This window comes from Frigoribacterium sp. CFBP 13712 (assembly GCF_014842255.1).
Taxonomy (GTDB): Bacteria; Actinomycetota; Actinomycetes; order Actinomycetales; family Microbacteriaceae; genus Frigoribacterium.
This window is the reverse complement of sequence record NZ_JACYVH010000002.1, coordinates 175,139-189,073: the sequence shown is the minus strand read 5'-3', so window position 1 is coordinate 189,073 and position 13,935 is coordinate 175,139. Positions and strand designations below refer to the sequence as shown.

Here is a 13,935-nt window from a genome sequence, read left to right as displayed (position 1 = left end):
AGGAGGCGCGGGTCGCCTTCCCACCGGTCCTGTGGAGGGACTGTCGGAGGCGCGTGAGACCATGACCCAATGCCCATCGACTTCACCGCGATCGACTTCGAGACCGCGAACTCGAGCAGCGCCAGCGCCTGCTCCGTCGGCCTCGTCAAGGTCCGCGACGGCGTCGTCGTCGACAAGGCGGGCTGGTTGATCCAGCCGCCCGCGGGGCACGACGAGTTCTCCGAGTGGAACACGCGCATCCACGGGATCGTCGCCTCCGACGTCGTCGGCGCGTTCGGCTGGGCCGAGCAGTTCGACCTGATCGCCGACTTCGCCGGCGACGACGTCTTCGTCGCTCACAACGCCGGCTTCGACATGGGCGTCATCAAGGCCGCCTGCGCCGCGACCGGGCTCACTCCCCCGGCGTGGTCCTATCTCTGCAGCCTCCAGGTCGCGCGCAAGACGTACACGCTCGACTCGTACCGCCTCCCCCTCGCGGCCGCGGCCGCCGGGTTCACCGGCTTCTCGCACCACGACGCCCTGGCCGACGCCGAGGCCTGCGCGGCGATCGTCACGCACGCATCGGCGTTCCACGGCGCCGACGATCTCGTCGAGCTCGCGTCGCTCGCCACCGTCAAGATGAAGGTCTTGAAGCCGACCCCACTGCCCGAGCCCGAGGGCGCCGAGCCGACCAGACGGCGACTCAAGGTCTTCTTCAGCTGACCCTCTGAGCCACTACCCACCGAGTCAGGCTCGCCAGCGAGCGATGTCGGTGGCCGCTGCCACACTGCTCGACATGGTCTCCTCGCTCGTCGCCTTCCTCCTCGCTCTCGTCGCCCTCGTCGTCGGGGCCCTCGTCGGCGCTCTGGCCGGCCGCTCCCGCAGCACCGCGACCGCCGCGCAGCTGGCCGCCGACGCCGCAGCGGCGCGGGCGACCGCCGAGTCGTACCAAGAGCGGCTCCACGAGCAAGACCAGCAGTACCGTCGGCAGATCGCGGGGCAGGAGGCACGGCTCGCCGAATTCCAAGACCGTCTCCGAGACATCCGCATCACCGAGGCCGAGCGCACCCGCTCCGAGGGGCACGTTCTGACCGCCCTCAGCCCGGTCGCGCAGAGTCTCGCCGCCGTGCAGCAGAAGGTCGCCGAGCTCGAAGAGCAGCGCACCCATCAGTACGGTGCGCTCAGCGAGCAGCTGCGCAGCGCGGCGGAGTCGGAAGAGCGCCTGCGGAGCACCGCCGAGAGTCTCGCGTCGGCGCTCAAGTCGAACAGCACCCGAGGGGTCTGGGGCGAGACCCAGCTGCGCAACGTGGTGCAGGCCGCCGGCCTGGTCGAGCGCGTCGACTTCGACGTCCAGACGAGCATCCACTCCGACGCGGGCACGGGACGCCCCGACATGGTGGTGCACCTGCCGGGGGGCAAGAACATCGCCGTCGACGCCAAGGTGCCATTCACCTCGTACCTCGAGGCCAGTGCCATCCCCGCGACGGCCGGCGGCGAAGAAGGGGCCCGACGCGAGGCCCTGCTCAACCAGCACGTCAAGGCGCTGCGCGCCCACGTCGACGCCCTCGCCTCGAAGAGCTACTGGTCGGGGCTCGAGTCGTCACCCGAGCTGGTCATCGCATTCATCCCGAGCGAGTCCCTCGTCGCCTCAGCGCTCGAAGCCGACCCCTCGATCATGGACTACGCGTTCCAGAAGCGGGTCGCACTGGCGTCCCCCGTCACCCTCTGGTCGGTGCTGAAGACCATCGCCTTCAGCTGGCAGCAGGACGTCGTCACCGCCGAGGCCAAGACGCTCTTCGACCTCAGCAGAGAGCTGTACGGCCGACTCTCGACGATGGCCGGTCACGTCGACAAGCTCGGCAGATCGCTCCGCGGGTCGGTGTCCGACTACAACCGCTTCGTCGGCTCCCTCGAACGCACCGTCCTGCCGTCAGCCCGTCGCCTCAGCATGCTCGACGAGACGAAGGTGCTCGCCGCACCGACGCCCATCGAAGAGACCCCGCGCGACCTGACGGCCGCCGAACTGACGTCCGCCCTCGACGCCGATCGAGAACGACACGGCGCGAGGGCGGACGACGAATAGCCTCAGGGGCTAGGCGGTCTCTCCGTACCACTTCGAGACGAGGTGGTCGGCCTCGACGCGGCGGATCGTGCCCGAGTGCGAGCGCAGCACGATGCTCGAGGTGCGGATCATGCCCTGCTTGCGCGTGACACCGGCGACCAGCGCGCCGTCGGTGACACCGGTGGCGACGAAGTAGGCGTTGTCGCCGGTCACGAGGTCGTCCTGGTCGAGCACGCGGTCGAGGTCGTGACCGGCGTCGATGGCCTTCTGGCGCTCGGCGTCGTCCTTCGGGGCGAGACGCGTGAGGATGAGACCGCCGAGGGCCTTCACGGCGCAGGCCGTGATGATGCCCTCGGGGGTGCCGCCGACGCCGACGCACATGTCGATGCGCGAGTCGGGGCGGGCGGCGTTGATGCCGCCGGCGACGTCGCCGTCGAGCAGCAGACGGGTCGACGCGCCGACGGCGCGGATCTGGGCGATCAGGTCGGCGTGACGGGGGCGGTCGAGCACCGCGATCTGCATGTCCTCGACGGCGATGCCCTTGGCCGAGGCGAGCGCCACGATGTTCTCGCCGATCGGACGATCGAGATCGATGATGCCTACGCCCTCGGGTCCGGTGACGATCTTGTCCATGTAGAAGACGGCGCTGGGGTCGAACATGCTGCCGCGGTCGCTGACCGCGATGACCGACAGGGCGTTCATGCGACCGGCGGCGGTGAGGCTCGTGCCGTCGATGGGGTCGACGGCGATGTCGCAGGCGGGGCCGAAGCCGTTACCGACGTGCTCGCCGTTGAAGAGCATCGGGGCTTCGTCCTTCTCGCCCTCGCCGATGACGACGACGCCGTCGAAGGCGACGGTGCCGAGGAACTTCCGCATCGCGTCGACGGCGGCCTTGTCGGCGGCGTTCTTGTCGCCCTTGCCGATGAAGGGGGCGGAACGGATCGCGGCCGCTTCGGTCGCCCGGACCAGCTCCATTCCGAGGTTTCGATCGGGGTGCGAGTACAGGGTTCCGGAGGGTGAGTCAGCCATTCCTGAAGCATAGTCCGGCGTCGTCGACGTTCGACAACGTGCGATATGTTTGCAGATCGCATCCAGAACTCGTGTTCCACCGAAAGGCGCCCATGAAGCTCACCTCCCGTCGATCCGCGAGGGTGCTGACCGCCGCCGTAGCCGCGATCGTCGTCGTCCTCGGCGACCCGTCCATCGCCACCGCCGCGTCCACGCCGAACTCCAACGACGTCGAGATCGCCGTCCGCGTGACGAGCGACGGTCTCGGCCGATTCACGGCGGACGACCGCCCCGGGGGCGACAGCGGCCCCGCGAACGGCATCGTGCGCACGGGTGACGCGGTGGTCTACGGCGTGACCGTGGGCACGACCGAGGGCACGGCGTCGGGTGGCGAGTTCTCCCTCACCGCGCCTCCCGGGCTCGGCTGGTCGCGGCTGCCCGACGACTGCGCCCGCGAGGGGTCCGCCATCGAGGGCGACGTCCTCCGCTGCCGACTGGGCACGCTGACGAGCGGCGCCCGCACGGTGAGCGTGGCCGCCTCGGTCGCCGTCGCCCTCCCTCACGCGACGTCTCTGACGGTCACCGCAGAGGCCCGCGCCGATGCCAACGATCCCGTCCGCGCCGTCGCCCCCTCGCTCGTCGTATCGGCGGCGCCCCGCTACGACGTATCCATGAACCGCGCCCTGCCCACGCTCGCCGAGGCCGTGGGTCCCGACGGCGTCACTCCCGGCTTCCGCCTCGTCTACCCGCTCCTCGTCCACTGGAACGGTCTCGTCGAGGGCGGCGGGCTCCTCGGGGTCGAGCCCCTCGGCGAGCGCATGACCCTCGTCGACGACGTCTCGCGCATGTACGGCGGCGACGCCAGCCCGGCGGTGCTCTCCCCCCTCGACGGCGCTCCGGCCTGCGGCCCGAACACGGGCCAGGTCGAGTCGATGCCGGGCGGCGTCGGCGGCGGGTCGACCAACGTCGTCGACTCGGGCACGATCGTCTGCAGCCAGGCGGCACCGGGCGAACCGGTGTCGATCTCGATCACCGGGGCCGACACCTCGATATCGTCGCTCCCTACCAAGAACGTGCTCGGCAGCGACATCCTCGGAGGCGCGCTGCCGTACGTCGTGTCGGCCTACGTCTCCCTGTGGGTCCCCGAGCTCACCGAGCAGGGGACGTTCCGGGCGACGAACACCTACCGGGACTTCGTCGCCGACTCCGTGAGCGGTCGAGCCAACTACGACGGGGAGGGCGAGCCCGTCGCGAACAACTCCGTGGCCCGCGACGTCAGCAAGGGCTCAGGTGCCGGCGGCTCGCTGCGCTATCTCGGCATCGACGTCGAGACGGGTGCCTCGTTCAACCTCTCCGGCAAGAACAACCTCCCCTACGTCACGCCGGCACAGCCGGTCATGAGCATGCTCGGAGTCCGCAACTCCGGCACGGCTCCGTGGCAGGAGGCCGTCTCGTGCATCGTCTTCGACAACTCGGTGCAGACGCTGCGCGAGCAGCGCGCCGGCGTCTGGGCGACGTCGACGCTCCCCGCGGTGACGGGCCGACCCGAGTTCGCGGCCTTCGACGGCTCGGACCCCACCACGGCTCGCGACGCGACCTGCGGCGACGACGATCTGGAGTGGCACGCCGATCCGCGATCCGTGCCGGGCGGCGCCGAGTCCGTCGGTGCGGTGCGCTGGACGTACGACCACCCGGGCACCGCCTCCATCAGCTTCGGCGCTCATCTCCGCATCGAGCCGCGCCTCGACGACGAGACGCGCCCGCGCACCTTCGCCGCCATCCGCACATCCCCGACCGCCGGGTGGACGAACGACCGGAGCGACGCCGAGGCCGCCAACGGAGGGTGGGCCGACTTCCTCACGGTGACGAGCAACATGGCCCGCATCCGGAGCGCCGTCGTCGACCCCGGTCACGACGCCGACAGCACACCTGACGAGACGACCTACGTCACCGCCGGCGGGACGACGACCTACGCCCTGTACCCGAGCCTGACGAACGCCTCCCGCGACCGGGTCGACGAGGCCGTCACGGTCAGGGCCCATCTGCCGGCCGGCACGTCGTTCGTGCCGGGGAGCGCCTCCCCGACCCCCGAGGTCGATCGCATCGAGATCGACGGGGTAGTCCGCCAGCGCCTCACCTGGTCGATCGCCCCGGTCACGGTCAACGACACGATCGACCCGCTGACCTTCGACGTCCGCTTCGACAGCGTCCCCGTGGGCGGCGAGGCCCGGCTGGAGGCGGTGGTGGCGTCGACCCGTGACGTCTCGGCGCTCTGGGCCCGAGTCGCCCACCGCACGGTGACCGTCCTCGAGGGCGGCGGCTTCGACGCGGAGGAGACCGTCGACCGGCCCGTCCGCGTGGTCGGCGACGATGCGACCTTCACCCTGTCGTATGTCAACACGGGCACGACCATCCTGCCGAACAGCTCGTTGATCACGATCCTCCCCCACGACGCCGACGGGCGAGGCACCACCGGCGAGCGGGCCGAGCTGGGCGGGCCGCTCTCCTCCGCCGCTCCGACGGATGTGATCCGGTACACGACGACCCCCTCCGACGAGCTCTCGCACGACCCCGTCCACCCGTCCAACCTGGACGGCGGTGAGACGACCTGGTGCCTGGCGGATGACTTCGGGATCGACGACTGCCCGGCCTCGTTCGCGGCGGTCACGGGCGTCCGGGTAGAGAGGAGCGAGCCCATCGCCGCCGGCGCGGAGGTGCATCACGACCTGGTCGTCGACGGCGCATCCGCCGGTCTCGAGACCTGGGCCTCGACCTTCGGCCTCAGGGTCGGCGGCATCGACTGGACCTCGACGTCGACGGTGGCCTCGACACGCGCCGTGGCCGGATCGATCGGCAGCAGGGTCTGGATCGACTCGGATGCCGACGGGGTCCGCGCCGATGACGAACCCGCGGTCGCCGGGCACGCTGTGTCCCTGCGCGGGACGGACGACCGGGGCGACGACGTGACGGCCGAGACCGAGACCGACGCCGAGGGCCGCTACGAGTTCACCGCTCTGCGCCCGGGCGACTACGTCGTCGACTTCGGGGCTGCGCCCCATGGCTGGACACTCCAGCACGTGGGCGACGACGAGTTCGACTCGGACGTCGACGAGCGGGGAGCGGCCGAGACCCGACTCGACGAGATCGTCGTCGACGGCAGTCTGACCGGAGTGACCCGACACGATCGGGTCGATGCGGGGATGCTCCCGGCGCCGGTGAACGGCGGCGACGGGACTCCCCTGCCGCCCGACCGGGGTTCCGCTTCCGGCACCGGTCCCGGCCCCGGCCCCGGTGACTACACGGCGTCACGGACGCCCGGCGACACGGACGCCCCGAGGCTGGCCTTCACGGGTGCGGACGCCGCGGGCCCGGCCCTCGTCGGCGCGGCTCTGGCCCTCGCGGGGCTCGTTCTGCTCGCCCTTCGTCGCCGACGCCCGTCGAGGCACGACCCCCGGTGAGGCCTCCGGGCGTCACCCGATCGTCGCTGACTAGGGTGGTGGCTGCAGCCACCACCCGCAATCGAAGGAGATGCAATGCCCGTCGCAACCCCTGAGCAGTACGCCGAGATGCTCGACAAGGCCAAGACCAAGGGCTTCGCCTACCCGGCCGTGAACGTCTCGTCGTCGCAGACGATCAACTCCGTTCTGCAGGGTCTCACCGAGGCGGGCAGCGACGGCATCATCCAGGTCACGACCGGCGGTGCCGACTACTTCGCCGGGCACACCGTCAAGAACCGCGCGGCCGGGGCGATCGCCTTCGCGAAGTTCGCGACCGAGGTCGCGAAGAACTACCCGATCACCGTGGCCCTCCACACCGACCACTGCCCGAAGGACGCCCTCGACGGCTTCGTGCTGCCGCTCATCGCAGCCAGCGAGGAGGAGGTGCGAGCGGGTCGCAACCCGCTCTTCCAGTCGCACATGTGGGACGGCTCCGCGGTGCCCCTCGACGAGAACATCTCCATCGCCGAAGACATGCTGAAGCGCACCCGGGCGATCAACGCAATCCTCGAGGTCGAGATCGGCGTCGTCGGCGGCGAAGAGGACGGCGTCGAGCACGAGGGCACGAACGACGCCCTCTACACGACGGTCGGCGACGTCACCCGGGTCGTCGAGGCCCTGGGCCTCGGCGAGAACGGCCGGTACATCGCCGCCCTGACCTTCGGCAACGTGCACGGGGTCTACAAGCCGGGCAACGTGAAGCTGCGTCCCGAGCTGCTCGGCGAGATCCAGCAGGGCATCCGCGAGCGCTTCGACACGGCCGAGAAGCCCCTCGAGCTCGTGTTCCACGGCGGATCCGGCTCGTCCGACGCCGAGATCCGCGAGGCCGTCTCGAACGGCGTCGTCAAGATGAACCTCGACACCGACACGCAGTACGCCTTCAGCCGCTCGATCGCCGACACGGTGCTGAAGAACTACGACGGCTTCATCAAGGCCGACGGCGAGGTCGGCAACAAGAAGCAGTACGACCCCCGCGCCTGGGGCAAGGTCGCCGAGTCCGCCATGGCGGCCCGAGTCGTCGAGGCGACCAGGCAGCTCGGCTCGTTCGGTCAGTCGGGGAGCTGACCCGCGCCTCCTCGGCGCTCCTCGCCGTAGACGACGAACGGGCCCGCAGCATGCGCTGCGGGCCCGTTCTCGTCGTGTCAGAGCGTTAGAGCGAGGGGCCCGAACCGTCGAGGATCGACTGGACGAAGGCCGCGTCGCCGAACAGGACGCCGAGCACGAGGACCATCTGCACGATCGACATCAGCACGCCGGCCGACAACGGCACCCAAAAGGTCACCTTGCGGGCGGCGAGTCGACGGATGCTCCACATGAGGGTGATCGCGAAGACCGCCACGGTCAGCACGGCGATGATCACGCCGGAGCGCTGCAGGGCCTCCTGGCCGGTGAAGGCGTCGGTCGAGTAGCCCGCGCCGCTGAGGGCGGAGAGCAGCGTCGACGAGAACGTCGAGGCCATCACCACGTTCGAGATGACGCTGTACAGACCGATGCCCAGCAGGACTAACGTGGCGACCCGGTCGAAGCGGCGGGCTCCCGAGAGATCACCGGCACCGGGACGAGGAGGCGCGCCCCACGCACCGGGGGTCGTCGCGTCTCGAGGTCCCGCCTGCGGAGTGGGCGCGGGGCCGCCGCCCTGGCCCGGGGGCGGGGTCTGCGTCTCGACCGGGGCGACTGGGTTGACCCACCCCTCCGGTGCGTACTCGCCGTACCGCGGGCGGGGACGCTCGTCGCGCTGCGCCACGGGCTGCTGCTGACGATCGTCGGTCATCGGGTCCGACCGCCGAGGCCGCGCGCGTCGACCTGACCGCTCGCGTCCTTACGGAGCTCCTTCGGCAGCGAGAACATGAGGTCCTCCTCGGCCGTGACGACCTCCGCGACGTCGAGGTAGCCGGCGTCGGCGAGATCGTCGAGCACCTCCTTGACGAGGATCTCGGGAACCGAGGCGCCCGAGGTGACGCCGACGGTCTCGACGCCGTCGAGCCACTCCTGGCGGATCTCGGACGAGAAGTCGACGCGGTAGGCGGCCTTGGCCCCGTGCTCGAGGGCGACCTCGACCAGACGGACGCTGTTCGAGCTGTTGGCCGACCCGACCACGATCACGAGATCGGCCTCGGGCGCGACCTTCTTGATCGCGACCTGGCGGTTCTGCGTGGCGTAGCAGATGTCATCGCTCGGAGGGTTCTGGATGGTCGGGAACCGCTCGCGCAGGCGGCGCACGGTCTCCATGGTCTCGTCGACGCTCAGCGTGGTCTGCGAGAGCCACACGAGGTTCTCGGGGTCGTCGATGACGAGGTCGTCGACCTCCTCCGGGTTCTGCACGAGGGTGGTGCGATCGAGCGCATGACCCATCGTGCCCTCGACCTCTTCGTGTCCGGCGTGACCGATGAGGATGATGTGCCGACCCTGGCTGCCGAAGCGCACGGCCTCGCGGTGCACCTTCGTGACGAGCGGGCAGGTGGCGTCGATGGCCTGCAGCTGGCGATCGGCCGCGCCCTGCACGACGGCCGGCGAGACCCCGTGCGCGCTGAAGACGATGTGCGACCCCTCGGGGACCTCGTCGACCTCGTCGACGAAGATCGCGCCCTGGCTCTCGAGCGTCGACACGACGTGGACGTTGTGCACGATCTGCTTGCGCACGTAGACGGGCGAACCGTAGTGCTCCAGCGCCTTCTCGACGGCGATCACCGCTCGGTCCACGCCCGCGCAGTAGCCGCGTGGGGCCGCGAGCAGCACACGCTTGTGTCCAGTGACAGGGGTATCCCTTAGCCTGTTACGCACCGCAGGAACACGCGGTGTCGGCAGGTCGATGGCAAGGGCGCCGTTGGTGATATGGCTCACCAGTCGATTGTAGGTGCGACGACTGGTCGCGTACTGAGAGCGGCGGGTCGAGTCGTGTTGATGCGGCCGATGCCGACCCTGCCCACCCTCACCGAGCATCCTCGACATCGGTCGACGACAGGAGACGAATGACGATCGTGCCCCCGCCGCCCACGGCGGACGCCCCCTGGCCAGTCGGCCTGCTCGCGACCAAGCTGCGCGACTGGATCGAACGACTGGGCACGGCCTGGGTCGAGGGCGAGATCACGCAGTGGAACGTGTCGGGGGGCAACGTCTACGGCAAGCTCCGAGACCTCGAACAAGACGCCACGGTGTCGTTCTCGATCTGGTCGAGCGTCAAGTCGCGGGTGCCCGCCGATCTCAAGCAGGGCGACCGGGTCGTCGCCGCCGTCAAGCCCAACTACTGGGTCAAGGGCGGCTCGCTGACCATGCAGGTGTTCGACATGCGGCACGTCGGGCTCGGCGACCTCCTCGAGCGACTCGAGCGACTCCGGGTCAAGCTCACGGGCGAAGGGCTGTTCGCGCCCGAGCGCAAGAGACGTCTGCCGTTCCTGCCCCAGTGCATCGGGCTCGTCACCGGCAGAGACAGCGACGCCGAGAAGGACGTGCTCCGCAACGCGCAGCTGCGGTGGCCGTCCGTCGAGTTCCGGGTGGTGCATGCCGCGGTGCAGGGCGACCGGATGGTCTCCGAGGTGACCGCGGCCGTGCAGCGGCTCGACGCCGATCCCGAGGTCGACGTCATCATCGTGGCCCGAGGCGGGGGCGACTTCCAGAACCTCCTGGGCTTCAGCGACGAGACGCTCATCAGGGCGGTCGCCGGCTGCACGACCCCCGTCGTCAGCGCCATCGGTCACGAGGCCGACCGTCCGCTGCTCGACGAGGTGGCCGATCTGCGCGCCTCGACGCCCACCGACGCCGCCAAACGGGTCGTGCCCGACGTCACCGAAGAGCTCTCTCGGGTGCAGCAGGCCCGCGCTCGCATCGGGCAGCGGCTGACGGCGCTCGTCGCCACCGAGGTCGACCGGCTCGAGCAGATCCGCAGCCGTCCGGTGCTCGCGTCGCCGCAGACCCTCGTCGACGTCCGAGCCGACGAGATCGTCCGGGCCGTCGCTCGGGGCCGGGAGCTCGTCGTCCGGGGCGTCGAGCGGGGCGAGACCCGGGTCGCCGAGCTGACCGCGGGTCTCCGGGCGCTGTCCCCGCAGGGCACGCTCCGCCGCGGGTACGCGATCGTGCAGGTGCCGGGCGGGGCCGTCCTGCACGACCCCTCCGATGCGCCTCGCGACACCGAGCTGCTGCTCACGCTCTCCGGCGGCGGTCTGACGGCGGTCTCGACCGGCGAGTCGAGCGGACCGATCGACGATCATCCCTCCCCAGGAGGCACGGAGCAGTCACGCGCATCGGGCGCCGGTCGCTCTCACCCCGCCTCGCAAACCCCTCGTTAGGATCGACATCGTGGACAACGCCCCCTCCGACGCCTCGAACGCGAACAGCTCGTCGCCCGACGTCTCGTCGGCCGACGGCACCGCGGTCGCTCTCCCGGCCGACATCGCCTCCCTGAGCTACGAGCAGGCGCGCGACGAGCTCGTCTCGGTCGTGTCCGAGCTCGAGCAGGGTGCGTCCACGCTCGAGCGCTCCCTCGCCCTCTGGGAGCGCGGCGAGGCGCTGGCCCGCCGCTGCGAAGAATGGCTGATGGGTGCTCGCGAGCGCCTCGAGGCCGCCAGACGACAGGCACCCGCGTCGTGAGCACCCCGAGACGTGGCCGCGGTCGACGCGATCAGGGCCCGCGGATCGTCGCCGAGCTGGGCCGACCCGAGACACCGGCCGAGACGGCCGCGCGCAAGGCCGAGAACACCCGCAAGCACTACGCGAACCAGACGGCGATCAATCTGACGCTGTCGATCGTCGCGTCGCTCGGCATCGTCCTGTTCCTCATCCTGGTCGTCGTGCGCCCCGACGGGACCGTCAACCGACAGGACATCGACTACGCCACCGTGGCCTCCCAGGCTCAGGCCAGTGTCGACGTGCCGCTCGCCGCCCCCGTCCTGCCCGACTCCTGGAGTTCGAACCGCGCCGACATCGACACCTCCACACCCGACGACGTCGATGTCTGGTACATCGGCTTCATCACCCCGGGCGAGCAGTTCATCGCTCTCGAGCAGGGCATCGACGCCAACGACACCTGGCTCGCAGCAGCCGTCGACAATCGCGCCGCGACCTCCGCCCGCGAGATCGACGGGGTCGACTGGACGGTCTACGACCGACGCGACGACGACGACGCCGGCAACTACGCTTATTCGTTGACGACGACCGTCGGCCGCAGCTCGTACGTGCTGCACGGAACGGCCGACGACGCCGACTTCGAGGCCCTGGCGACGGCGCTGGCCGCCGACATCGCCGACACCGCCGACGAGACGGACGACTGAACATGACATCGCAGCCCATCACCCAGACTCCCCCGCAGACCCCCGGCGACTCGTGGCGTCGCATGACCGACGGCAACGAGCGCTTCGTGGCCGGGACCCCCGACCACCCGCACCAGGACAGCGACCACAGGTCGAGCCTGGCCGGTGGCCAGAAGCCCGTCGCCGCCCTCTTCGGCTGCGCCGACTCGCGACTGGCCGCCGAGATCATCTTCGACGTCGGTCTCGGCGACCTGTTCGTCGTCCGCAACGCGGGTCAGGTCGTCGGCGACACCGTCATCGCGTCGCTCGAGTACGCCGTCTCCGTGCTGAACGTCCCCCTGATCGTCGTCCTCGGGCACGACAGCTGCGGCGCCGTGGCCACTGCCATCGACTCGCTGACGTCGGAGGCGCCTCCCGGGTCGAGGTTCCTCGGCGGGCTCATCGACATGATCGTCCCCTCCGTCCGGCGGGCCACGATCGATCTCGAACCCGGGGCCGCCCTCGATCCCCGCAGCGTGGGCAAGCTGCACATCGAGGCGTCCGTCCAGTCGCTCGTCGGCTCGTCCGCCCTCATCGCCACCGCCATCGCCGAGGGCCGACTCGCCGTCGTCGGGGCCAACTACGCACTCGCCAACGGCCGCGTCGACCCGTCGGTCGTCGTGGGCCGTCTCTGAGAACCATCCCGGGGCGGCCGCCCCGGGTCGCCAGCGCCCCCTGAGGGCCGAAGAAGGGACCACGACGACGTGACCACATCCGAGTACCGCATCGAGCACGACACGATGGGCGAGGTGCGGGTGCCCGCATCGGCCCTCTACCGGGCTCAGACCCAGCGTGCGGTCGAGAACTTCCCGATCTCGGGCACCGGTCTCGAGCCGGCGCAGATCGTCGCTCTCGCCCGCATCAAGAGGGCCGCCGCGCTGGTCAACGGCGAGATGGGCATCGTCGCCCCCGCCGTCTCCGCGGCGATCGTCTCCGCCGCCGACGAGGTCATCGGCGGTCGGCACCACGACCAGTTCCCCGTCGACGTCTACCAGACCGGCAGCGGGACATCGTCGAACATGAACATGAACGAGGTGCTCGCGACGCTCGCCGGCACGGTCGACGGCACCGCGGTCCACCCCAACGACCACGTGAACGCATCGCAGTCGTCGAACGACGTGTTCCCGACTTCTGTGCACGTGGCCGTCACCGGTGCGCTGCTGCACGACCTCGTCCCGGCGCTGACCCACCTCGCCGAGGCGCTCGAGCGCAAGGCCTCCGCCTGGTCCGACGTGGTCAAGGCGGGGCGCACCCACCTGATGGACGCCACGCCCGTCACCCTCGGGCAGGAGTTCGGCGGGTACGCACGACAGATCCGCCTCGCGATCGAGCGGGTCGAGGCCACGCTGCCCCGCGTGGCGGAGGTCCCCCTCGGCGGCACCGCCACGGGCACGGGCATCAACACGCCGATCGGGTTCCCCCAGCGCGTGATCGCGGCCCTCGCGGCAGACAGCGGGCTCCCCGTCACCGAGGCGCTCGACCACTTCGAGGCCCAGGGTGCGCGCGACGCCCTCGTCGAGGCCTCGGGAGCCCTGCGGGTGCTCGCCGTCAGCCTGACGAAGATCAACAACGACATCCGCTGGATGGGCTCCGGCCCCAACGCCGGGCTGGGCGAGCTGCACATCCCCGACCTGCAGCCCGGGTCGTCGATCATGCCGGGCAAGGTGAACCCCGTCATCCCCGAGGCCGTGCTCATGGTCTCCGCCCGAGTGATCGGCAACGACGCCACCATCGCCTGGGCGGGTGCGTCGGGTGCGTTCGAACTCAACGTCGCCATCCCGGTCATGGGTACAGCGCTGCTCGAGTCCATCCGTCTGCTCTCGAACGCCGGTCGAGCTCTCGCCGACAAGACGATCGACGGGCTCGAGGCCAACGTCGAGCACGCGCGGGCCCTCGCCGAATCGTCGCCCTCGATCGTCACGCCGCTCAACCGCGTCATCGGCTACGAGGCTGCGGCCAAGGTCGCCAAGCACGCCGTCGCCCAGAAGATGACGGTGCGCGAGGCCGTCGTCGACCTCGGTTTCGTCGAGCGCGGCGAGGTCACCGAAGACCAGCTCGACAAGGCTCTCGACGTCTTGAGCATGACCCACCCGGGCTGATCCGATCG

The 13,935-nt window shown here is 70.4% G+C and carries 12 protein-coding genes; 9 read left to right on the top strand and 3 right to left on the bottom strand.

Going from position 1 to position 13,935, the window contains the following annotated elements; translation table 11 throughout:
• Positions 1-69: 69 nt before the first annotated feature.
• Together IFT51_RS04535 and IFT51_RS04530 are read left to right on the top strand one after the other, a co-directional pair.
• Positions 70-702 (top strand): exonuclease domain-containing protein, encoded by a 633-nt coding sequence (locus IFT51_RS04535; RefSeq protein WP_192059647.1) that lies wholly within the window; start codon positions 70-72, stop codon positions 700-702.
• Between the two features lie 73 nt (positions 703-775).
• Positions 776-2,062, top strand: a complete 1,287-nt coding sequence (locus IFT51_RS04530) for a DNA recombination protein RmuC (RefSeq protein WP_244636923.1) — start codon at positions 776-778, stop codon at positions 2,060-2,062.
• A 9-nt stretch (positions 2,063-2,071) separates the two neighbouring features.
• On the opposite strand, the gene glpX is transcribed toward IFT51_RS04530, so the two are convergent.
• Positions 2,072-3,070, bottom strand: coding sequence for a class II fructose-bisphosphatase (glpX, locus tag IFT51_RS04525; protein WP_192059641.1), 999 nt, complete (start codon positions 3,068-3,070; stop codon positions 2,072-2,074).
• 92 nt (positions 3,071-3,162) lie between these two features.
• Between glpX and IFT51_RS04520 the strand changes: the two genes are divergently transcribed.
• Together IFT51_RS04520 and fbaA are read left to right on the top strand one after the other, a co-directional pair.
• Positions 3,163-6,507: an SdrD B-like domain-containing protein gene (locus IFT51_RS04520; protein WP_192059639.1), complete on the top strand. Its 3,345-nt coding sequence runs from the start codon at positions 3,163-3,165 to the stop codon at positions 6,505-6,507.
• Between the two features lie 75 nt (positions 6,508-6,582).
• Positions 6,583-7,611, top strand: a complete 1,029-nt coding sequence (fbaA, locus tag IFT51_RS04515) for a class II fructose-bisphosphate aldolase (protein WP_192059636.1) — start codon at positions 6,583-6,585, stop codon at positions 7,609-7,611.
• An 85-nt stretch (positions 7,612-7,696) separates the two neighbouring features.
• On the opposite strand, the gene IFT51_RS04510 is transcribed toward fbaA, so the two are convergent.
• Together IFT51_RS04510 and IFT51_RS04505 are read right to left on the bottom strand one after the other, a co-directional pair.
• On the bottom strand, positions 7,697-8,317 hold the full coding sequence (locus tag IFT51_RS04510; RefSeq protein ID WP_192059634.1) for a DUF6264 family protein: 621 nt from the start codon (positions 8,315-8,317) through the stop codon (positions 7,697-7,699).
• Complete coding sequence (locus IFT51_RS04505; protein ID WP_243213878.1) at positions 8,314-9,327, bottom strand: 4-hydroxy-3-methylbut-2-enyl diphosphate reductase; 1,014 nt, start codon at positions 9,325-9,327, stop codon at positions 8,314-8,316. The genes IFT51_RS04510 and IFT51_RS04505 overlap by 4 nt, the downstream gene beginning before the upstream one ends.
• Before the next feature lie 188 nt (positions 9,328-9,515).
• Between IFT51_RS04505 and xseA the strand changes: the two genes are divergently transcribed.
• The 5 genes from xseA (at position 9,516) to IFT51_RS04480 (ending at position 13,927) form a co-directional block, all read left to right on the top strand.
• Complete coding sequence (gene xseA, locus IFT51_RS04500) at positions 9,516-10,829, top strand: exodeoxyribonuclease VII large subunit (RefSeq protein ID WP_192059632.1); 1,314 nt, start codon at positions 9,516-9,518, stop codon at positions 10,827-10,829.
• Between the two features lie 103 nt (positions 10,830-10,932).
• Positions 10,933-11,130 carry an exodeoxyribonuclease VII small subunit gene (locus IFT51_RS14825; RefSeq protein WP_243213879.1) on the top strand — a complete coding sequence of 66 codons (198 nt, stop codon included), beginning with the start codon at positions 10,933-10,935 and terminating at the stop codon, positions 11,128-11,130.
• Complete coding sequence (locus IFT51_RS04490; protein ID WP_371740679.1) at positions 11,127-11,810, top strand: DUF4245 domain-containing protein; 684 nt, start codon at positions 11,127-11,129, stop codon at positions 11,808-11,810. Before IFT51_RS14825 ends, IFT51_RS04490 begins: the two co-directional genes overlap by 4 nt.
• A 2-nt stretch (positions 11,811-11,812) precedes the next feature.
• Positions 11,813-12,463, top strand: a complete 651-nt coding sequence (locus IFT51_RS04485) for a carbonic anhydrase (protein ID WP_197981787.1) — start codon at positions 11,813-11,815, stop codon at positions 12,461-12,463.
• A gap of 69 nt (positions 12,464-12,532) precedes the next feature.
• Positions 12,533-13,927 (top strand): class II fumarate hydratase, encoded by a 1,395-nt coding sequence (locus tag IFT51_RS04480; RefSeq protein ID WP_192059627.1) that lies wholly within the window; start codon positions 12,533-12,535, stop codon positions 13,925-13,927.
• Positions 13,928-13,935 lie beyond the last annotated feature (8 nt).